Source organism: Pedobacter sp. GR22-6 (assembly GCF_037402555.1).
Lineage (GTDB): Bacteria > Bacteroidota > Bacteroidia > Sphingobacteriales > Sphingobacteriaceae > Pedobacter.
Genome location: NZ_JBBEUC010000001.1, coordinates 216145 through 237079, shown reverse-complemented (window position 1 = coordinate 237079; position 20935 = coordinate 216145). Strand labels below are relative to the sequence as shown.

Below are 20935 nucleotides of genomic sequence, written 5' to 3'. Positions count from 1 at the left end.
AAAAACAGATTGCTATGGATCAGCATTTCCCAAAAAGCACAAAAACCAGGATTGTCATTGTAGGTGGTGGATTTGGCGGCATTGAGCTGGCCAAGAAGCTCAAGGATAAGGATGTAGAAGTGATGATGTTGGATAAACACAATTACCATACTTTCCAGCCTTTACTTTATCAGGTTGCTACAGGGGGACTGGAAGCCGATTCCATTGCTTTTCCATTGAGAAAAATCTTTAAAGGTCAGAAAAACCTGACTTTCAGGGTTACGGAGGCCCTGCGGGTACAGCCCTTTGAAAATATCCTGGAAACAACGATTGGGACGATTGAGTATGACCATCTGGTGATCGCTACCGGCTCTACCAGCAATTTCTTTGGGCAGAACGAGATTGAGGAGCATGCAATGCCAATGAAATCCATACCGGAAGCGCTAAACCTGAGAAGCTTGATTCTCCAGAACCTTGAAGCTGCCCAGATCATAACAGATCCGATCCTGAGGGATGAACTGCTGAATTTTGTCGTGGTTGGTGGCGGTCCTACAGGCGTAGAAACTGCAGGCGCGATTGCCGAATTGAAGAAACATGTGTTGAAAAATGATTACCCTGAGCTGAACCTGGATGAAGTAAGTATCTATTTGATCGAGGGTTCTCCGGAGTTACTCGGCAACATGTCGGTACAGGCCCAACGGAAATCGGAAGAATTTTTAAAGGAACTTGGCGTAATCGTCATGACCAATTCAAGGGTAAAAGCATATGATGGTAAAGTGCTCAGTCTGCTGGACGGGCAGCAGATCAATTCCTCTACGGTAATCTGGTCGGCAGGTGTAAAAGGTGCAGTGCTTGAGGGACTGAATACTACGGCTATCGTCCGTGGCAACCGCTTAAAAGTAAATGAGATCAATAGAATAGATGGACACGATAACATTTATGCAATTGGTGATGTATCGGCCATGATTACCGAAGAGTTTCCTAATGGACATCCGGGTGTAGCCCCTACTGCGATACAGCAGGGTAAGTTATTGGCTAAAAACCTTTGGAACATCATGAACAACCTACCCACTACCCCTTTCAAATATTTCGATAAAGGAGCCATGGCTACGGTAGGCCGTAACAGAGCAGTGGTAGACCTGCACAAGATCAGATTTCAGGGGATATTTGCCTGGTTTACCTGGATGTTTGTACATTTGATGACCTTAGTGGGCTTCAGAAATAAACTGGTGGTATTTGTAAACTGGGTATGGAGTTATTTTAGCTACGACAGGGGTACACGTTTGATCATACGTCCATATTTTAAAGAAAGTAATGATGAGTCAAAACTCGATAAAGTTAGTTGAGTGTCCGAGAGATGCAATGCAGGGCATCCACGATTTTATACCTACTGCGCTAAAAGCAGCATACCTCAATCTGTTGCTAAAAGTGGGTTTTGATACCCTGGATTTTGGCAGTTTTGTTTCTCCTAAAGCCATCCCGCAGCTTAAGGATACGGCTGAAGTATTGTCTTTATTAGATCTGGGCAGTACATCGACTAAACTGCTTGCCATTGTTGCCAATCTAAGGGGTGTAGAAGAAGCGATCAGCCACCCGGAGATCAGCTACCTGGGCTTTCCTTTCTCGATCTCAGAAACCTTCCAACAACTCAATACCAATTCTTCCATTTTACAGTCAATGGATACTGTGAAACAGATGCTGGAACGTTGTGCGCTGAAAGATAAAACTGCAGTCATTTATTTATCTATGGGATTTGGTAATCCATATGGTGATGAATGGAATGAAGAGATCGTAGAATACTGGGCAGAACAATTGGTGGGCGCTGGTGCACAGATCCTCTCTTTATCAGATACAACCGGCGTATCCAGTCCGGAAAAGATCCGACGTTTACTCCCTTTGTTGGTGGAACGCTTCCCTGAAACTGAAATCGGCTTACACCTACACAGTACGCCCTTGACACGCTATGAGAAGATTGCGGCAGCTTATGAAAGCGGTTGTCAGCGCTTTGATAGCGCATTGAAAGGTTTTGGTGGTTGTCCCATGGCGGCAGATGACCTTACCGGTAATATGGCCACCGAAGAGCTGATCAGCTACCTGGCGGCTAAGGAAGAAAAACTGGGACTGGATATGGAAAAATGGCAGGAAGCGATGCTGCTCTCCGCCAGGGTCTTCAATGCTTAAGCTTTCTTTACCATTTTCATGTGCTGGATACCAGCTTCTTCAAACTGTTCACCTTCGGCAATGAAACCAAATCTAGCATAAGTACGCATGGCTTCCAGCTGGGCATTGAGGTAAATATAGCCTGCATCATTTGGCAAATCAGATAGCGCAGCTGCAACCAGGGCCTGACCTATCCTTTTGCCCCGGTGTTCCTTTAACACAGCAAAGCGCTCGAGCTTATAACCCTTATCAGTTTTACGCCATCTGCAGGCGCCACAAGGTTCATTATTGAGCATGGCCAGGAAATGCGTGGATTCTTCTTCATGCTCCCACTCCAGTTCAGGCGGACAATTCTGCTCTTCAACGAATACTTTCTTTCTGATGGCAAATACTTTTTCTAATTCTTCTTTGTTGTGAACTTTGTTGACCTGTAGCGCTTCCATGGAGTACGAATAAAATGATTATGAAGCTTAATTTACCACAAAAAAAGCGCCACAAACAAATGTTTGCGGCGCTTTTTTTATTGATTAGGTACCAGGACTATAATTTATCGCTGGCGTCTTTGCAATTTAAGTCTTCGAAAGCCTGTTTCAAGCGCTCAACGAATTTCTCTTCGCCTTTACGCAACCAAACACGCGGATCGTAGTATTTTTTATTTGGCTTATCCTCACCGTCCGGGTTACCGATCTGACCTTGCAGATAAGCTTCATTTGCAGTGTAGTAATCCAGGATACCTTCCCAGAATGCCCATTGCATGTCTGTATCAATGTTCATTTTGATCGCTCCATAAGAGATGGCTTCCCTGATCTCTTCCTGAGTAGAACCAGAACCACCGTGGAATACGAAGTTAATTGGTTTTTCAGCAGTCAATGAGAATTTCTCTTTGATGAAATCCTGCGAGTTCTTCAAAATCACTGGCTGCAATTTTACGTTTCCTGGTTTGTATACACCATGTACGTTTCCGAAGGCAGCTGCTACGGTAAATTTATCACTCACTTTGCTCAGTTCTTCGTAAGCGTATGCCACTTCAGAAGGCTGCGTATATAATTTAGAGCTATCAACATCGCTATTGTCCACGCCGTCTTCTTCACCACCTGTAACGCCCAGTTCGATTTCGATGGTCATGCCCATTTTAGACATGCGCTCTAGGTATTTCGCAGAGATTTCCATGTTTTCTTCGATAGACTCTTCAGAAAGGTCAAGCATGTGTGAAGAGAACAATGGTTTACCATGTTCAGCAAAGAATTTTTCGCCATGATCCAACAATCCGTCGATCCAAGGTAATAACTTTTTAGCCGCGTGGTCAGTATGCAATACTACAGCAACACCATAGTGCTCTGCCAATAAATGCACGTGCTTAGCTGCAGAAACTGCACCTAAAACGCAAGCGTTCAAATTGTCATTGTTTAATGTCTTACCTGCATAAAACTGGGCACCACCATTTGATAATTGGATAATTACCGGTGAATTCACCGCTTTAGCAGTTTCCATTACTGCATTAATCGTATTTGTACCGGTAACATTTACTGCAGGTAATGCAAATTGATGTTTTTTCGCTTGCTCAAATAATTCCTGAACAGCGTCTCCGTAAATTACGCCTTTGTAGCCTTTTAAACTCATTCTTTATAATTTTATATATGCCGAAGTTAGGAAAAATATCACTTTGGGCAAATGAATAAGGGATTTATTTCGTTTCTTTGTGGTCGCATTTTTCAAGATATAACACATGGCTTGGTTTAGAAGAGAAAAAAAAGGTATCAGTACGTCTACAGAAGAGAAGAAAGAAGCGCCGGATGGCTTGTGGAACAAGTGTCCTAATTGCAAGAAAGCCCTTCACAGTGCTGATCTCGTTGAAAATAAATACGTTTGCCAATACTGCGATTACCACCTGAGGGTGGGATCTAAAGAATATTTCCAGGTATTATTTGATGACAATCAATTTACCGAACTTTTTGCCGACCTGACTTCAGGTGACCCGCTTCAGTTTACCGACAGCAAGCCCTATACTGAGAGATTAGTAGAAAGCATGGCTAAAACCGGACTAAAGGATGCAATCAGGGCCGGTGTGGGTAAGATCGAAGGTGAAGATCTGGTGATTGCCTGTATGGACTTCAATTTCATAGGTGGTTCTATGGGTTCAGTAGTAGGTGAAAAGATCGCGAGGTCTATCGATTATTCCATCAAACACAAAATCCCTTTTTTGATGATTTCCAAATCTGGCGGTGCCCGGATGATGGAAGCCGCATTTTCATTAATGCAGATGGCGAAGACTTCGGCGAAATTAGCCCTGCTCAGCCAGGCTAAGATCCCATACATCTCATTGCTTACCGACCCTACTACGGGTGGCGTGACGGCCTCTTATGCGATGCTGGGAGACATTAACATTGCTGAACCTGGATCACTGATTGGTTTTGCTGGCCCAAGGGTCATCAAAGAGACGATCAAAAAGGATTTGCCTAAAGGTTTTCAGACAGCAGAATTTGTTTTGGAGCATGGATTCCTCGATTTCATTGTGGACCGCAGGGCTATGAAAGCGAAACTCGCTTCATTTTTGAAGATGATGAAGAATTAACTCAAAAAATATTTCTATAAAAATGAAAAATGCCCGTTCAAATCGAACGGGCATTTTTATGTGATATGGAGTAGCGATTAAAATCGCTACTGTATTTGGCCTATTTCTCAGTAGACAACGAGTAAGGGAAATCAGCAGGATTTGTACCTCTCGTTTTGTTTGGCGTAGCTGTCATGTCGAAATCCAGCGTAGCGCCTTTCAATAAAGAAGAGTGGCTTAACCAGTTTTTAGGATAAGCAGCACCGTTTACTTTCAACGCATTCACATACCTGTTGGCGTCGCTGTTTTTACCGGCGTTGATCACCACAGTTTTACCATTCTCCAAATTCAAAGTCACTTTTTTGAACAAAGGTGCTCCCAACACGTATTGATCAGTGGCAGGCGTCACCGGATAGAAACCTAAAGCAGAGAATACATACCAGGCTGAAGTCTGCCCGTTGTCCTCATCTCCGCAATATCCATCAGGAGTAGCTTTGTACATGCGCTCCATAGTTTCGCGTACCCAGTACTGAGTTTTCCATGGTGCACCACCATAGTTGTACAGGTAGATCATGTGCTGGATTGGCTGGTTACCATGCGCATATTGTCCCATGTTGGCAATCTGCATCTCACGGATTTCGTGGATCACACCACCATAGTAGCTATCGTCGAATATTGGAGGCAAAGTAAACACAGAGTCCAGTTTCTGAACGAATTTCTCTTTTCCGCCCATCAGTTTTGCCAGACCGTCGATGTCCTGAAACACAGACCATGAGTAGTGCCAGCTATTTCCTTCAGTGAAGGCATCACCCCATTTGAAAGGATTGAATGGCGACTGGAACTTACCGTCCTGATTCTTTCCGCGCATGAGGCCGCTTGCAGGATCGAACAAGTTCTTATAGTTCATACTGCGTTTTTTGTAAATGTCGATCTCCGATGCAGGTTTACCTAAAGCTTTACCCAGTTGATAGATCGCGAAATCGTCATAAGCATACTCCAATGTTCTGGCTGCATTCTCATTGATCTTCACATCATAAGGTACATAACCCAGCTCATTATAGTATTTTACACCAGTACGGCCGGTTCCTTGCGGACCTTCGTTATTGGCACCATTTTTTAATGCAGCCCACAAAGTGTTAATGTCGTAATTTCTCATTCCCTTGATGTAAGCATCAGCTACTACCGAAGCAGAATTGTTTCCGATCATGATGTTGGCATAACCTGGACTTGACCATTCCGGAAGGAACCCACCTTCTTTAAAGTCATTGGCCAGGCCTTCCTGCATCTCCTTATTGATGGAAGGATACATCAGGTTCAGGAATGGATACAAAGCTCTGAAGGTATCCCAGAAACCAGTTCCCGCAAACATATAACCAGGTAAGGTTTTTCCGTTGTATGGACTCCAGTGGATAATTTTATTGTTGGCATCCAATTCATACAGTTTGTTCGGGAAGAACAGGGTACGGTACAAACTGGAATAGAAGGTACGTGTCTGATCGATGGTACCGCCTTCCACTGAAATCCGGCTCAGGGTTTTATTCCATACTGCTTTACCTTTGGTTTTTGTGGTTTCAAAGCTGTCATTGGCCAATTCCCTTTTCAAGGTAATGTCGGCCTGTTCGATGCTGATGAAAGAAGAAGCGACCTTCATGTTCACCTGTTCACCTTTAGCGGTTTTGAAACCCACGATAGCACCGGAGTGGTCTGCTGTAACTTCCAGTTCACCTTTCAATAAGTCATTACCCTTCCATCCGTTTGCGGAAGTAAAGTCCTTATCGAAATACATGACGAAGTAATTTTTAAAGTTTGCAGGGAGCGGTCCGCGCGCATGCTTGGTGCTATAACCTACAATTTTACGCTCGGCAGGAATGATTTTGATGTAAGAACCTTTGTCCAAAGCATCAACAACGACATAAGCATCTTCTGTTTTGGGAAATGTAAAACGGAATTGCGCTGCACGCTCAGTTGGCGTGATTTCAGTGGTCACATCGGCATCAGCAAGGTAAACGCTATAATAGTAAGGTTTTACAATTTCAGCTTTATGGGAGAACCAACTCGCACGGTCATCTTGATTGAACCTTAATTTTCCGGTTACCGGCATCACAGCAAACTGGCCGTAATCGTTCATCCATGGTGATGGCTGGTGGGTCTGTTTGAATCCGCGGATTTTGTCTGCATCGTAAGTATAGGCCCAGCCATCGCCCATTTTACCGGTTTGTGGAGTCCAGAAATTCATTCCCCATGGCAATGCAATGGTTGGATAAGTATTGCCATTCGATAAAGAAGGCTTACTTTGAGTTCCCATCAAAGGGTTGATCCATTCAACAGGATCGGTGACTTTCCCTACTGTTTGGGCATAGCTACCAAAAGATGCCAGCACAAGGGAAGCGGTTAGAAATTGTTTGATCATATCTTATTTTTTGCGTGTGATTAAATTACGGGATTTTCTGAATAAGCTGCCCAGAGTTCATCCAGACTTTTTCCGGTTTGCTGCTTCCAGAAATCCCTGGTGTAGGTATGGTCGCGCATAGCAGCGTCCAGTTTTTGAACAAAATCTTTTGGGCCGTTCTTTTCGATCCAGACAAAGAACCTTGCGGTGATCCTATAGCTATTGTCATATTTGTGCGTAGACTTAAATTCAGGAAGTGCCCATCCGGCCCCTTTATTGTCTACACCAAATTTGTACCTGACATAGTCTGCAATACCTTCAGTGATCCATCCCGGCCCGGAACGACCTTTATAAGCTTGCACAACGTGCATGGCTTCGTGGGTCACTACGTCGATATCCCCTGGGTTCTTTTTGAAATAAGCGGGGCTATAGACAATCCTGCCACCTCCTGTGGCAGCAACGCCATCATAAGCCGGATCAATGACAAAATTGACTTCCTTATCGGCATTCTTGTTGTATTCCTTGATCAGTTTGGGGTAGATAACGAAAAAGGTTTCAATCATACGGGTTTTCAAAGCAGGATCGAAATCCGGATCAAGACTCGTAAAATTCAAAGTGAGTCCCTTCTTTTTGACTGTCTCTTTTTCCTGTGCATTCAGGCGCGGCGTGAACGACAGCAGAACAAAGGCTAAAAGTAATAATGTACTGGTTCTATTCATGTTTGGTTCAAATTTTAAAACGTTTTAGCAAAAACAAATAAACATAATAAAAAACAAAATACAAAGCAAAAAAAGAGACCTTCTATATGGAAGGTCTCTTAAAAATTACGTTTATCGATCTCAAACGATCAAATTTCCGTTCCGGGTGTGGCGCCTGGCTCATGACTGGCTCCCAGTGGTTTATGACTGCGGCCCGTTTTCTTGGTAAATCCCGACCTGTCGAGATCTGAGACAGATGAAGTTTCTCCGCTCGTCTCATTTTCTTTGTTATAATCGGTCTCTTTAATGACCGTCTTTTTTTTCTCTTCCTGATTTTCTTTATTCAAACTGCTCATGATTCATAGGTTAAGTAAAAAATTGAATTCCACTATAGAACATGACAAGCAGCAATATTGTTTAAAAAAGCTTAAGCAGGTACATTTTGACTCACAATCTGCTTCACTTTATCCACCACGAAATCCAGCTCTTCTTTCGTATTGTATTTACTAAAGGAGAACCTTACAGAAGGCCTGTTTGGATCAGCACCAATACCGGTCAGCACATGTGACCCAATGTTGGACCCGGATGAGCATGCGCTGCCACCTGAGGCAGAAATACCATTAATATCCAGGTTGAACAACAGCATGTCTGCCATATCCATTGCCGGAAAAGACACATTCAATACTGTATAGAGACTCTTTTCCGGAGCTATTTCTCCATTGAAGAACAGGTCGGGAATTTCATTGCTCAATTTATCAATCAGGTAAGATTTTAGTTCCTGAATGTGCACTTGATGCGCTGACATTTCAGCATAAGCCAGCTCCAATGCTTTCGCTAAACCTACGATACCGTATACATTCTCCGTTCCTCCCCGCATGTTACGTTCCTGCGCCCCACCAAAGATCATAGGACTGATCTTAATGTTGTGATTTACAAATAAAAAACCCACACCTTTCGGTCCATGTAACTTGTGTGCTGCGCAAACAATAAAGTGTGCTTTCAATTTGCGTACGTCATGTACATAATGCCCCATAGTCTGTACAGTATCACAATGGTAGATGGCATCATAGGTTTCGCAGAGCTCTCCTACCCTTTCCATATCTGTCAGCGTACCCAATTCATTATTGGCATGCATCAGCGAAACAAAAGAACGCTCATTGGTTTTCAATAGTTCTTCCAGGTGCTCTAAATCAATATTCCCTTTGCTGTCTACATTGACAAAACTCAGTTTATCAATCACGCCCTGCTTCAATAGCATCGTCAGGGTATGCTCTACTGCATGGTGTTCTATTTTTGAGGTAATGGCATGTTTGATGCTATAGGCTGCAATACCACAACGGATGGCGGTATTATCGGCTTCCGTTCCTCCGGAAGTAAAGAAAATTTCGGCAGGAGTAGCATTTAAAAGTCCGGCGACTGTCTTTCTGGCTTTTTCAATCAGCGTACGGACTTCCCGTCCCTGCGCATGTATAGAAGATGGGTTACCATAATAGGTGTTCATCACGCCCACCATTTCGGTGATGACGGCCGGATCCAAAGGGGTCGTCGCCGCGTTGTCTAAATAAATCCTGTTCATTTTTTTTACTAAGTCAGTTTTAATATTTCTTTGATGTCCGAAATAATCTTTGAAGCAAGGTTCTCCGCAACTGTCTCTGTGCTTGCTTCGCTGTATATACGAATAATAGGTTCGGTATTAGACCTGCGCAAATGTACCCATTGTTTATCAAATTCTATCTTCAAACCGTCAATTGTGGTATTGGGCTGATCTTTGTAACGCTCCTGAACTTTGATCAGCAGGGCATCGATGTCCATTTCCGGGGTCAGGGTAATTTTATTTTTAGAAATATGGTATTCCGGATAACTCGCACGCAATACAGAAATGGATTTACCAAACTTGGCCAGGTGTGTCAGGAACAAGGCAATCCCTACAAGTGCATCGCGGCCGTAGTGCAGTTCAGGATAGATAATCCCACCATTTCCTTCACCTCCAATGACTGCATTGGTAGCTTTCATCTGGTTCACCACATTGACTTCCCCTACAGCCGAAGCGTTGTAAGTACCTCCTGATTTCTCTGTAACATCCCTCAGAGCTCGCGTAGATGACAAATTAGATACCGTGTTTCCAGGAGTGTTTTTCAAAATATAATCAGCAACTGCAACCAGGGTATACTCTTCACCAAACATGCTACCGTCTTCATTGACAAAACATAGACGGTCTACATCGGGATCTACTACGATACCCAGATCTGCATTTTTGCTTTGTACGACTTTGGCGATCTCAGTAAGGTTTTCGGGAAGTGGCTCGGGATTATGTGGAAAATGTCCGTTTGGCTCACAGTACAATTCATATACTGTCTCCACACCAAGCGCTTTTAACAATGCCGGCACGAAAATCCCTCCTGTTGAATTCACACAATCTATTGCGATCTTGAATTTCGCTGCCCTGATGGCTTCCACATCTACCAGGGGAAGATTAAGAATCACATCAATGTGCTTTTGCAGGTAAGTGTCATTGCTGGTCACCGTACCTAGTGCGTCTACTTCAGCAAATTCAAATTCAGCGCGTTCTGCGATATCCAGCACTTCCTTCCCATCTGCATCACTGATGAATTCACCCTTTTCATTCAACAATTTTAAAGCATTCCATTGTTTAGGATTGTGACTTGCCGTCAGGATAATCCCTCCGCCAGCCTGTTCCATGGGAACAGCAATTTCTACAGTAGGTGTGGTAGATAATCCCAGATCAATTACCTCAATGCCCAGACCCTGAAGCGTACCGATGACCAGGTTATTCACCATTTCACCAGAAATCCGGGCATCGCGCCCCAATACGATCTTTTTGTTGTTGGTTTTTTCCACTACCCAAGAACCATAGGCAGCTGTAAATTTCACGATGTCGATAGGAGTCAGGCCATTACCAGCTATACCGCCGATAGTGCCCCTTATACCAGAGATAGATTTTATTAGTGTCAATTTTTTCAGATTTTTTCCAAACTTATATAAACTGCGCATCAGTTACGAACATTTTGTTAAAAAATGTATGGAGAATAGCTATAAAAGCAAATGCAACATTGTAAAATTACTATCTTTGCCCATTCCTAAAACATCAAAATACTGGCTTTATGCAGCGTAAATGGTTTCAATATTGGTTCAACTCTCCCTTCTATCATATCTTGTACAGCCAGCGTAATGATGCTGAAGCTGAGTTCCTCATTGACAATCTTTCTGCATACCTAAAACCAGCTGCAAATGCAAGGATCCTGGATATCGCCTGCGGAAGGGGCCGGCACGCTATTTACCTGAACAAAAAAGGTTATGATGTGACCGGGATAGACCTTTCAGAGCAAAACATCAAGTACGCACAGCAGTTTGAACAAAAGAGCCTTCATTTTTTCGTGCATGACATGCGTAAACTGGCCTTTATCAATTATTTCGATTTTGCACTGAACCTCTTCACCAGTTTTGGTTACTTCGAGACCGAAAAAGACCATGTAAATGCTTTAAAATCCTTTCGCAAAGGACTTAAAGCAGATGGAGTACTTGTACTCGACTATTTCAATACCCAAAAAATTTTAAAGAACCTCACCCAACAAGAGATCAAAACTGTAGAGGGCATAGAATTTCACCTCCACAAATTCGTTTCGGAAGGAAAGATCATCAAACACATTAATTTTGAACACCGGGGTAAACCTTATGCCTTTGAGGAACGTGTGCAAGCTTTTACACTAGCTGATTTTGAGCGTATGCTCGAAAAAAGCGGTTTGCAGATCTCAAAAACCTTCGGCAGCTACGGTTTGGATGAATACGATGAGACGCATTCTGACCGCTTGATCTTAATCTGTAAAAAAGCATGATCGAGAGTTTACAGCAATTCGATGCAGAACTCTTTCTGAAGATCCATAGGGGACTGGCCAATCCTTTCTTCGACTGGTTGCTGCCCCTGATGCGCAATCGTTTCTTCTGGTCACCGCTTTATCTCTTTATTGTGGTATTTTCTTTTATTGAATACAAGAAAAAAGGATGGTATATCGTCGGTATGGTCCTCTTTACTTTTGCCATTGGCGACATGCTGGCATCAAGGCTCATCAAACCTTTCGTGGCCCGTCTTCGCCCATGCAATGAGCTGAGCCTTGCAGACGACATCATTCACCGGGTACCATGTGGCAGTGGATTCAGCTTCCCTTCGGCACATGCCACCAATCATTTTGCCCTAGCCGTGTTCCTGATCATCGTCTTCTATCCTAAATGGAAGCCCGTATTACCGATCGGACTCGCATGGGCATCTATCATTGCTTTCTCGCAGATTTATGTGGGGGTTCATTATCCCATAGACGTCATGACCGGTACCGTTTTGGGTACGCTAATCGGGCTACTTACGGGTAAACTTTACAAAACATTACAACCTGAATTATAATGGAACTCTGGAAAATATTCATTCTATTTTTTAGCGCATTTCTTGGGGGAATTGCTATTTTCCTTGTGAAAAGTGATAAATCTCAATTGCTCAAACTGATCCTTTCTTTCAGTGGAGCCTATTTATTTGCCATCACTGTACTGCACCTTATCCCTGATGCTTACCACGGGCCGAATCATGAGGATATTGGAATTTTTATCCTGATCGGATTTTTGCTCCAGGTATTAATGGAGCAGTTTTCTGAAGGAGTAGAACATGGACATATTCATAAACATCATGATGGGGCACGTGTTTTTCCTTATGGCATTATGATCAGCCTTTGTCTTCATGCTTTTCTCGAAGGGATGCCTTTGGCGAAAGATCAGCACAATGCCCTGATCTTTGGAATTGCACTACATCATATCCCTGCTGCTTTCGCACTGGCGAGCATCCTGATGCAAAACCACTTTAACCGCGGGAATATCATACTATATATAGGACTATTCGCTGTCATGGCCCCCCTGGGTTTCTATGTCAGCTATGGAATCAGTACAGGAAGTATTGGTGGTATTGAGCAATACTTTAGCCGGATTATGGGTATTGTCATCGGTATTTTCCTACACATCTCTACCACCATTCTGTTCGAATCCAGTGTGGATCACAAAGTTACCAAACGCAAGATGATCGCTGTATTGTGTGGAATAGGCATTGCCTTGATCGGATATTTTAGCTCAGGCTCCGGGCATGCACACATGCACTGATCGCTCTTATCCCCTCATTTTATCCAATAAATTATTCAGGAGCTCTGCTTCTTCTATAGTCAGATTACTGGATACAGGTGCTGAAAGATCGACAGTTCCCTGCATCTGTTTTAACAGGTCCAGGCCATGTTCGGTGATGAGGATGTCCGCTGCCCTTTTGTCTGCCTTACTCATGCTTTTAACCACCAGCTCTTTCTGAACCAGACGATCTACAATCCTGGAAGCATCACACATTTTATCCAGTATTCTTGATTTCAACAAGCTTATCGTACAGGGATTGGGATGTTGTCCCCTCAAAATCCTAAGCACATTAAACTGTTGTGTAGTGATATTATAGGGCATCAAAGCTTGTTTGAGTTGGTCATTGCACCAATTGGATGTATAAACTACATTCACAATTGCTTGTTGATATCCACTTTCAAATCCGGAGGTTTGAATTTCTTTCTGCAGCTGCATCGTTTAGTTTTCTTTATGATCTTCTGGTGGGCTATCTTTCAATTTTGGCCTGCCAAAGCCCCACGGACAGTGCTTACATTTATTCTTACAACAGTAGCCCCTTTTTATGTGATAATGCGCTGTAAAAACCATAAATCCATCTTCATTGAAATAATAGTCTACTCCCAGTTCCATCAGTTAAGCAATTTAACTACCAAACTATTTTCATAGTGCATTTTTAATTGCATTCCATTTCCATGATTGGTCCATACCTGTTTTGGATTAACCTTTCCAATGGTAAAAAGTATGTCGTTCCAATCGGCATGATCAGAGATACAAAGTTGCAGTTCCCGGTTATTTTGAAGGTGTTTCCAACCGGAAGCAAATACCCTGACCACATTTATTGCCTTCAGATAGCTTCGAAATACCATAGGCGGGACGAGGTAAACCATATGCTCCGGGTGGTTCTTCATCACTTTTCTATCATAGATTTCATACTTGCCCAGGCTGATGTCCAGCTGTTCATAAATCTTAACAAAAGGCATCATACTATGGTGCACTAATATCCTTTTTTGTGGACAATATTCATTCATTAAACTGATCAGACGCTGGCATTTACCAAGAGCATAAGCGCCCAGCATAATATTATTATTGGTACTGTTCAGGTTTAAGATTTCCTCTTCGGCCACAGGGTGACGGGTTTCAGGATCAGCAAAAGTTGTTTCTGTAATGAGTACATCCGCTTCCACAAAGACTATGGCTTCACAGGTTTTGTCGGGCTGCAATTTATAATCGCCCGTATATAAATAGCGCACACCTTGATATACCATCAATACCATTGCAGAGCCCAACATATGTCCCGCCGGTACAAAGCTGATCTTCACACCCCCGAGCATAAAAGCTTGCTGATACCCATAAACGTGAAATTCACCGGCAGCAAATTTCCTATAGCGGTGCAGCATGAACAGCGAAGTCGCCTCTGTGCAATAAACTTCCTTATTACCTCCCACAGCGTGATCACCGTGTGCATGGGAAATTACAGCGTGGTTTACGGGCTCTTTTGGATCCAGGTAGAAATTACCATAACTGCAAAACAGACCGATTTTATCGATCACTATAAAATCGTCCAATATCATTATTGTGCTAAATTTAGGAAGAGGTGATGTAGTTTCAGCACCTGATCTATCAAAGAATTTATTTCGTTATTACTGACCAGGTAATCTGCCATTTTTTGCTTCTGCTCATCTGTAAATTGTTTGTCCATGCGTGCCCTTACCTGATCGGCACTTACGCTATCCCGTCGCATTACCCTCGCCAGTTTCAATTCAAGTGGTGCAGTTACGAGAATATTTTTATCGGATGTTTGGTAAGAACCACTCTCAAAGAGTAATGCTGCTTCTTTCAGGGCGTATGAAGTGCCAATGGGCAGCTGAGCAGTCCATGCATCGTAGGCACGAAAAACCGCTGGATGTACCAGAGCATTAAGCCTCGATAGTTCACTTTCATTATTAAATACAATGGATGCAATGTGTTTATTATTTAATCTTCCATCATCAAAATAACTATCCCTTCCAAAAGCCTCACGGACTCCTTCGATGAGCATTGTGTCGCTCATCATTATATTTTTCGCGGCTGTATCTGCATAAAATACGGGAATACCTAGCGTTTCAAAAATCTTACACACAGTGGTCTTTCCACTTCCAATTCCACCTGTAATTCCTATTTTAAGCATTATTTTTCTATGATAAAGTCTACCTTCTCGGGAGAAATCCTGACCAATTTGCAATGATCTGGAAATCGGAGCAGTTTCACACGTAGCTGACTGTGGTTTAAATTTTTCCATTCAGCCAGATCGACTACAGCATCCATAAAATTCTCATTGATCTGCTGATATTTTGACAAAGCCACGAGGAAAGTCACTTTCACTTTTTTAGGATATAATTTGATGCTATAGTACTCCTTGTTGCCAACCACTGTGAGTGGCAGTTCGACTGTTTTCTCCGTAAATTCATCTACCGGCACCTTTATTTCAGCACTGGTAGGGAAAATATTTACATTTTTTAACTTATTTTGGGCCATAGCAACACGTGCTCCGGTAGTGTTTTGCATATTTTTCAATGTCAACGTATCAGTAGGCCATTCTTTGATCTTCGTGAGCTCCTCCTCTGGCCCGGACAAAGTAACATATTCGGGAATAATCTCTATATCACTGGAAACGTCGAATTGCCTGCCAAAGGTGAAATTAGAAACCAATCGAACAGGGACTCTTTTCACAGTTCTTTCAGAAAAATCGAAATAAAGTGTATCCGGACGTACAGAGATAATATTCTGGGAGGTTTCCAATTGCCGGTTTACCTGAAACAGCTGTTCCGAGAAAAGAATGTAGTTCCTGTTGTTCAATTTCTCCAGACTGATACTGATTGACTGCGGCTTGATCCTCAACCTGGCAAATAGCAATTGCCAGCCTGTCCCTTCTACCTGAAGATCTACCGTATCTGATTGCAAAGCATGAAAGGCACGTTTCTGTGGAAAGTTCTTGTAAACCAATACCGTTTTAGCCGTGTACACATATTTATTGTTCAAAGCAAGAAACAGCCATGCTCCAATTGCCATCAATAAACAGGTAATTAAAACAAGGATGCGTTTGCGCTCTATTTTCGTGAGTTTAATAAACGGCATAATGGGTAAGGTAGGCAAACTTACTAAAACAAAAAAGCCGCTCCAAATACTGAAGCGGCTTTTATAGTAAATCGCTGAAAAGGTCTAGGCCTTTGTAGTATCGATTTTCGGAGTTTCTACTTTCGGTACAGCTGCTTTAGTTGCGTCCAGAGAAATAGCGGTTTTATCAAAACGGATTTTTGTTCCGCCTTCAACTTCTATCAGAAAAGTCGTTTCATTCATATCGACAATCCTTCCGTGAATACCTGCGGTAGTTACGATTTTATCTCCTTTTTTAAGTTCTCCTACTAATTTCTTATGGTCTTTTGCTTTCTTAACCTGAGGTCTGATCATGAAAAAATAAAACACGATCATGATCAATACCATTGGTACCAGTGTACCGATCATATTTCCACCACCTGCGGCTTGCAAAATTATTGTTGATATCATACTATTGTTTAATTAAATTATTGACGTTCCTTAATTTCTCCTGTCAAGTGCAATGCGATAACATTAGGTACTCCGTTAGATGTAACTGTGACCTGTTTATCCACTACCCCCATCTTACCTTCACTATTGAATACTACTTTGATCTCGCTCTCCGCTCCCGGTTTGATGGGCTCCTTTGGAACCTCAGGAACAGTACAACCGCAGCTCGCCTCTGCGTTGGTAATAATCAGCGGGCTTTTCCCGGTATTCTTAAATTTATAAGAATAGCTTACACGCTCTCCTTGTGTGATGGTACCAAAGTTGTAATTGAGGTTATCAAAGCTGATTACTGCGGCATCGCCAGGCTTGATTGCTTCAGCAGGAGCAGCAGATGAAGCCATACTCAGCTCAGCATCTGTATTTTTTGAAGTGTTCTGTTGGCACGAAGCAAAGGTCAACGCTGCTAATGCCACTAACAAAGTTTTTTTCATCTGATTAATAATTATTCTTCTATAAGTCCACGACCGATTTTTGTAATGCTGTTCGTTCTTTTCAGATCGCCCATGATTTTGTCCAAGATACCGTTAATAAATGAATTACTTTTCGGCGTACTGTAATCTTTTGACAGATCGAGGTATTCATTAATTGTAACTTTGACAGGGATAGATGGGAAATTCAGCAATTCGCAAATGGCCATTTTCATCAAAATGGTATCCATTAGGGCAATACGTTCTGACTCCCAGTTCTTAGTCCGGTCGGCAATCAAAGCCTGATAGTCTTTGTCATTTCTTAGGGTGTAGGCAAAGAGGTCTTCCACAAACTTGCTGTCCTCTTCCCAATCCTGACTGATTGGAGTCAGTTTATTAGCAAATGGATCTTCGGAAGTAAAATTTTTTAAGGTCTTGGCCACCATCCCCTGCATCACTTCTTTATCTACAGACCAGTTGATAAATTTATCTTCAAATGCCTGGATAATGTTGTGACTTTTCAGGATTACTTTTCTAAAGATATACTTGATGATAGTTTTGGATTCTTCGAGGCTATTGTCCTCATCGGCCAGATAAGCGGCATATTCCGGAGTGACCTTCAGGGTGTTGAAGATCGCTTTTACAAATTCAGGATCAGCCATCCAGTTGATCTTGTATTTATGTACTGCTGCATTGAAATCGGGATTGGCCTTTAATGTCACTGTAAACTTATTGTTTAACAGTTTCATATTGGGATTCAAGTCCTCTGCCGTTGGCAGGTGCTTATTAGCCCTTTCAATGGCGTCAATACTGGTATATTCGGTGACCTCTACCAATAGGGAGAGCATCCAAATGTACATCTCATAGACATTATCTATGCTGAGCATCAGCGCCTTCTTCGCGGAGGCGAGCTCTCTTTTGTCTGTCATGTGCCATGCAAAAATGTTTTGCAAAGCTTTAATTCTTAAGTGCCTTCTGTTTAACATGAATGTAAGAACGAGTGGTAAATTACCTGGTGATTAAAATGATGATTTTATTTTTTTGATGTCGATGATTCTTTGTTCTGCGATGCGATTGGCTGCCCAAACCGTAGGGATATTGTCTTTTTTAGACATTTTAATCACATCTCGTGTAGCATTATATATATTTTCTGTGAGCTGCATTGTCCTTTTTTTACCGAAACCGGTCAACTCTGAATAGCAACTGATTAAACCTCCTGCATTAATCAGGTAATCCGGAGCAAAGAGAATGCCTTTATCCAACAGCATTTTTCCATGCACCTGTTCATCAGCGAGCTGGTTATTGGCGGAACCTGCAATGATGGCAAATTTCATTTTTTCTATGGTCTTGGAATTGACAGTTGCTCCAAGTGCACAGGGCGCATAAATGTCAGCATTGATCCCAAAAATCTTATCGGCAGCAATCGGCTTAGCTTTATACGTACGTGCTACATGTTGTAACCGTTCTTCGTCAATGTCACTAATGTATACTTCGACATTTTCAGCTCTCAGCAATTCTACAAGATGCTCCCCAACATTACCGATGCCTTGTACAACCACTGAACGGCCTGCTAACATATCAGTACCAAAAACCTCTTTTACACAAGCTTTGATTCCAAGAAAAACCCCTTTTGCCGTTGTAGGCGAAGGATCTCCTGCTCCGCCCAGGGATTCAGGTACACCGGTTACATGCTGTGTTTCCATACGGATGTACTCCATGTCTTTGGTATTCGTACCTACATCCTCGGCTGTAATAAATTCTCCGTTTAAGTTTTTGATAAACCTGCCATAACTGCGCATCATCGCTTCCGATTTTCCTTTTCTGGAATCGCCAATAATGACAGCATTACCGCCGCCTAGATTTAAGCCAGTAATTGCCGCCTTGTAAGTCATGGCTCTGGATAGCCTCAAAACATCTTCCAATGCCTCCGCCTCTCCAGAATATCCCCACATTCTTGTCCCACCAATAGCCGGGCCCAAGGTAGTATCATGAATGGCAATTATTGCTTTCAGACCAGTATCCGGATCGTTGCAAAACACAACTTTCTTATGCCCTGAGGCTCCAATTTGATCTAAGACGGAATTCACTGCGGCGCTATTATCAGACATATCAATTAGTTTATCAGATAAGCCGCAAAACTAGTCAAAAAAACATTATTTTACCTAGTATTAACCAATTCTTTAAAAAAATTATCCCCGTTTGTCTAACTTTACCAGCCCATGAAACACCTCCGCTACTTAAACAAATACTTTTACAAATATAAATGGCGAATCATTCCCGGGGTTTTCTTTGTCATCGTCTCCAACATATTCGGTGTAATACCCGCTCAGGTGATTGGACACGCTTTTAATCTCATCACTGAAAATATACAGCTATATGTTCTTTTTGAAGGATTTGAACGAAGAGAAATCATCTACGATATCTTCAGTTACAGTTTGTTGTATTTTGGGGCACTGGTGTTAATTCTTTACTTACTCAGGGGACTATTCCTATTCTTTATGCGACAAACAATCATCCTCATGTCCAGGCACATCGAATACGATATGAAGAATGAGATTTACGCACATTACCAACGCCTAAGCCTTGGCTTCTACCGCAGGAACAATACCGGTGATCTGATGAACAGGGCCACTGAAGATGTAAACAGGGTGCGTATGTACGTAGGACCTGCAATCATGTACGCGATCAATACAGCTGTCCTATTTGCCTTGGTAATCTATGCCATGTTTTCGGTAAATGCAACCCTGGCTATTTTTTGTCTGCTACCACTGCCGGTGCTTGTTATTACCATTTACTTTGTCAATACTTTGATTAATCAGAGAAGCGAACAGATCCAGGAGCAACTCTCTAAATTGTCCAGCTTCGTACAGGAACGGTTCTCTGGCATCCGTGTGATCAAGTCCTATGTCCGTGAAGAATATACAAAAGCCATCTTTGCCAAAGAAAGCCAGGAATACAGAGAAAATGCCATGGGTCTGGTCAAAGTACAGGCACTTTTTTATCCGACCATGATTCTGCTGGTTGGCCTAAGTACCATCCTCACCATTTTTGTTGGAGGAAAACAGGTAATCAATGGCTCTATTACTTCCGGGAACATTGCAGAATTCATTGTGTACGTCAATCAACTCACTTTTCCCGTTTCTATGCTGGGATGGGTGACTACCTTGATTCAAAGGGCAGCAGCATCTCAGAAAAGAATCAACGAGTTTCTGGAACTACAGCCCGATATCAAAAACGAGGAAAACGTGAAGCATACTATCTCGGGCAATATCCGCTTTGAAAATGTGAGCTTCACCTATCCGGATACCGGAATTACAGCCATTCAGGAAGTCAGTTTTGAAATTAAAAAAGGTCAGTTCGTCGCTATTATTGGCCGTACAGGTTCTGGTAAATCTACATTGGCCAATCTGATCATGCGCATGTATGATGCAGATGAAGGTCAGATTAGTGTAGACAATATTCCTATAAAGGAACTGAACATGCAAAGTTATCGCGACCAAATCGGCTTTGTGCCTCAGGAAGTGTTTCTATTTTCAGATACCATAAGAAATAATATTGGCTTCGGAATGGATATTGTTACGGAACAACAAGTCGAGGAAGCGGCAAAAAATGCTGCTGTTTACCAAAACATTTTGGACTTTGAACATCAATTCCAAACCATGCTCGGTGAAAGAGGGATCACGCTCTCGGGCGGACAGAAGCAGCGCGTTTCCATTGCACGTGCCCTGATCAAAGAGCCGAAAGTGCTGATCTTCGATGATTGCCTGTCTGCTGTGGATACAAGAACTGAAGAAGAGATCTTGAATAACCTCGGGCGCGTCATGAACGGCAAAACCAGCATCCTCATTGCGCATCGCATTTCGACGATCAAGAATGCCGATAAAATACTGGTCATGGATCAAGGAAAAATTATCGAAGAAGGCAACCATGAAGAACTGCTGAAACTGTCGGGTACCTACACGGAAATGTATCAGAATCAATTGCTTGAAGAAGAAAGCAAATCTATATGATTTCT

23 protein-coding genes are annotated in these 20935 nt (G+C 42.5%); 7 read left to right on the top strand and 16 right to left on the bottom strand.

All coding sequences use genetic code 11. The features are described 5' to 3' along the window. Positions 1-14 precede the first annotated feature (14 nt). Together WAE59_RS00995 and WAE59_RS00990 are read left to right on the top strand one after the other, a co-directional pair. A complete protein-coding gene (locus WAE59_RS00995) occupies positions 15-1325 on the top strand; it encodes an NAD(P)/FAD-dependent oxidoreductase (protein ID WP_337854054.1) in 1311 nt (436 codons plus the stop codon). Continuing rightward, entirely contained in the window at positions 1294-2160 is an 867-nt protein-coding gene (locus WAE59_RS00990) for a hydroxymethylglutaryl-CoA lyase (protein WP_337854053.1), read from the top strand. Before WAE59_RS00995 ends, WAE59_RS00990 begins: the two co-directional genes overlap by 32 nt. Here the strand turns inward: WAE59_RS00990 and WAE59_RS00985 are convergent. Both WAE59_RS00985 and fbaA read right to left on the bottom strand, forming a co-directional pair. Beyond that, on the bottom strand, positions 2157-2582 hold the full coding sequence (locus WAE59_RS00985) for a GNAT family N-acetyltransferase (protein WP_337854052.1): 426 nt from the start codon (positions 2580-2582) through the stop codon (positions 2157-2159). The two genes, WAE59_RS00990 and WAE59_RS00985, sit on opposite strands and share 4 nt — an antisense overlap. A gap of 97 nt (positions 2583-2679) precedes the next feature. Next, the gene (fbaA, locus tag WAE59_RS00980) at positions 2680-3759 is read right to left on the bottom strand and encodes a class II fructose-bisphosphate aldolase (RefSeq protein ID WP_337854051.1); all 1080 of its coding nucleotides are present in this window, start codon (positions 3757-3759) and stop codon (positions 2680-2682) included. 106 nt (positions 3760-3865) lie between these two features. Here fbaA and accD point away from each other — a divergent pair, with 106 nt between their 5' ends. Continuing rightward, a complete protein-coding gene (accD, locus tag WAE59_RS00975) occupies positions 3866-4711 on the top strand; it encodes an acetyl-CoA carboxylase, carboxyltransferase subunit beta (protein WP_337854050.1) in 846 nt (281 codons plus the stop codon). Between the two features lie 100 nt (positions 4712-4811). On the opposite strand, the gene WAE59_RS00970 is transcribed toward accD, so the two are convergent. From WAE59_RS00970 to glmM, 5 genes are all read right to left on the bottom strand, one after another. Then, a complete protein-coding gene (locus WAE59_RS00970; RefSeq protein WP_337854049.1) occupies positions 4812-7100 on the bottom strand; it encodes a GH92 family glycosyl hydrolase in 2289 nt (762 codons plus the stop codon). Positions 7101-7120: 20 nt separating this feature from the next. Then, positions 7121-7798: a basic secretory protein-like protein gene (locus WAE59_RS00965; RefSeq protein ID WP_337854048.1), complete on the bottom strand. Its 678-nt coding sequence runs from the start codon at positions 7796-7798 to the stop codon at positions 7121-7123. A 128-nt stretch (positions 7799-7926) separates the two neighbouring features. Further along, positions 7927-8133 carry a hypothetical protein gene (locus tag WAE59_RS00960; protein WP_337854047.1) on the bottom strand — a complete coding sequence of 69 codons (207 nt, stop codon included), beginning with the start codon at positions 8131-8133 and terminating at the stop codon, positions 7927-7929. Between the two features lie 71 nt (positions 8134-8204). After that, entirely contained in the window at positions 8205-9353 is a 1149-nt protein-coding gene (locus tag WAE59_RS00955; protein ID WP_337854046.1) for a cysteine desulfurase family protein, read from the bottom strand. A gap of 8 nt (positions 9354-9361) precedes the next feature. Further along, positions 9362-10750, bottom strand: coding sequence for a phosphoglucosamine mutase (glmM, locus tag WAE59_RS00950; protein WP_337854045.1), 1389 nt, complete (start codon positions 10748-10750; stop codon positions 9362-9364). A gap of 149 nt (positions 10751-10899) precedes the next feature. Between glmM and WAE59_RS00945 the strand changes: the two genes are divergently transcribed. From WAE59_RS00945 to WAE59_RS00935, 3 genes are read left to right on the top strand one after another with little or no spacing between them, the layout of a single operon-like run. Then, entirely contained in the window at positions 10900-11631 is a 732-nt protein-coding gene (locus WAE59_RS00945; protein WP_337854044.1) for a class I SAM-dependent methyltransferase, read from the top strand. Next, the gene (locus tag WAE59_RS00940; protein ID WP_337854043.1) at positions 11628-12191 is read left to right on the top strand and encodes a phosphatase PAP2 family protein; all 564 of its coding nucleotides are present in this window, start codon (positions 11628-11630) and stop codon (positions 12189-12191) included. Before WAE59_RS00945 ends, WAE59_RS00940 begins: the two co-directional genes overlap by 4 nt. Then, the gene (locus WAE59_RS00935; protein WP_337854042.1) at positions 12191-12931 is read left to right on the top strand and encodes a ZIP family metal transporter; all 741 of its coding nucleotides are present in this window, start codon (positions 12191-12193) and stop codon (positions 12929-12931) included. Before WAE59_RS00940 ends, WAE59_RS00935 begins: the two co-directional genes overlap by 1 nt. Before the next feature lie 6 nt (positions 12932-12937). Here WAE59_RS00935 and WAE59_RS00930 read toward each other — a convergent pair whose 3' ends face one another. From WAE59_RS00930 to WAE59_RS00890, 9 genes are all read right to left on the bottom strand, one after another. Next, positions 12938-13387 (bottom strand): MarR family winged helix-turn-helix transcriptional regulator, encoded by a 450-nt coding sequence (locus WAE59_RS00930; protein ID WP_337854041.1) that lies wholly within the window; start codon positions 13385-13387, stop codon positions 12938-12940. A 3-nt stretch (positions 13388-13390) separates the two neighbouring features. Then, complete coding sequence (locus WAE59_RS00925) at positions 13391-13561, bottom strand: DUF5522 domain-containing protein (protein WP_337854040.1); 171 nt, start codon at positions 13559-13561, stop codon at positions 13391-13393. After that, the gene (locus WAE59_RS00920) at positions 13561-14502 is read right to left on the bottom strand and encodes an MBL fold metallo-hydrolase (RefSeq protein ID WP_337854039.1); all 942 of its coding nucleotides are present in this window, start codon (positions 14500-14502) and stop codon (positions 13561-13563) included. Before WAE59_RS00920 ends, WAE59_RS00925 begins: the two co-directional genes overlap by 1 nt. Beyond that, complete coding sequence (gene coaE / locus WAE59_RS00915; protein ID WP_337854038.1) at positions 14502-15098, bottom strand: dephospho-CoA kinase; 597 nt, start codon at positions 15096-15098, stop codon at positions 14502-14504. Before coaE ends, WAE59_RS00920 begins: the two co-directional genes overlap by 1 nt. Next, on the bottom strand, positions 15098-15979 hold the full coding sequence (locus WAE59_RS00910; protein WP_337854037.1) for a YbbR-like domain-containing protein: 882 nt from the start codon (positions 15977-15979) through the stop codon (positions 15098-15100). Before WAE59_RS00910 ends, coaE begins: the two co-directional genes overlap by 1 nt. A 150-nt stretch (positions 15980-16129) precedes the next feature. Then, entirely contained in the window at positions 16130-16474 is a 345-nt protein-coding gene (yajC, locus tag WAE59_RS00905; RefSeq protein WP_337854036.1) for a preprotein translocase subunit YajC, read from the bottom strand. Between the two features lie 17 nt (positions 16475-16491). Next, positions 16492-16944: a DUF1573 domain-containing protein gene (locus tag WAE59_RS00900; RefSeq protein WP_337854035.1), complete on the bottom strand. Its 453-nt coding sequence runs from the start codon at positions 16942-16944 to the stop codon at positions 16492-16494. Positions 16945-16955: 11 nt separating this feature from the next. Then, positions 16956-17906 carry a transcription antitermination factor NusB gene (gene nusB, locus WAE59_RS00895; RefSeq protein WP_443147238.1) on the bottom strand — a complete coding sequence of 317 codons (951 nt, stop codon included), beginning with the start codon at positions 17904-17906 and terminating at the stop codon, positions 16956-16958. Between the two features lie 33 nt (positions 17907-17939). Beyond that, positions 17940-19028 carry a Glu/Leu/Phe/Val family dehydrogenase gene (locus WAE59_RS00890; protein ID WP_337854033.1) on the bottom strand — a complete coding sequence of 363 codons (1089 nt, stop codon included), beginning with the start codon at positions 19026-19028 and terminating at the stop codon, positions 17940-17942. Positions 19029-19139: 111 nt separating this feature from the next. On the opposite strand from WAE59_RS00890, the gene WAE59_RS00885 reads away from it, so the two are divergent. Further along, entirely contained in the window at positions 19140-20930 is a 1791-nt protein-coding gene (locus tag WAE59_RS00885) for an ABC transporter ATP-binding protein (RefSeq protein ID WP_337854032.1), read from the top strand. Positions 20931-20935: the final 5 nt, after the last annotated feature.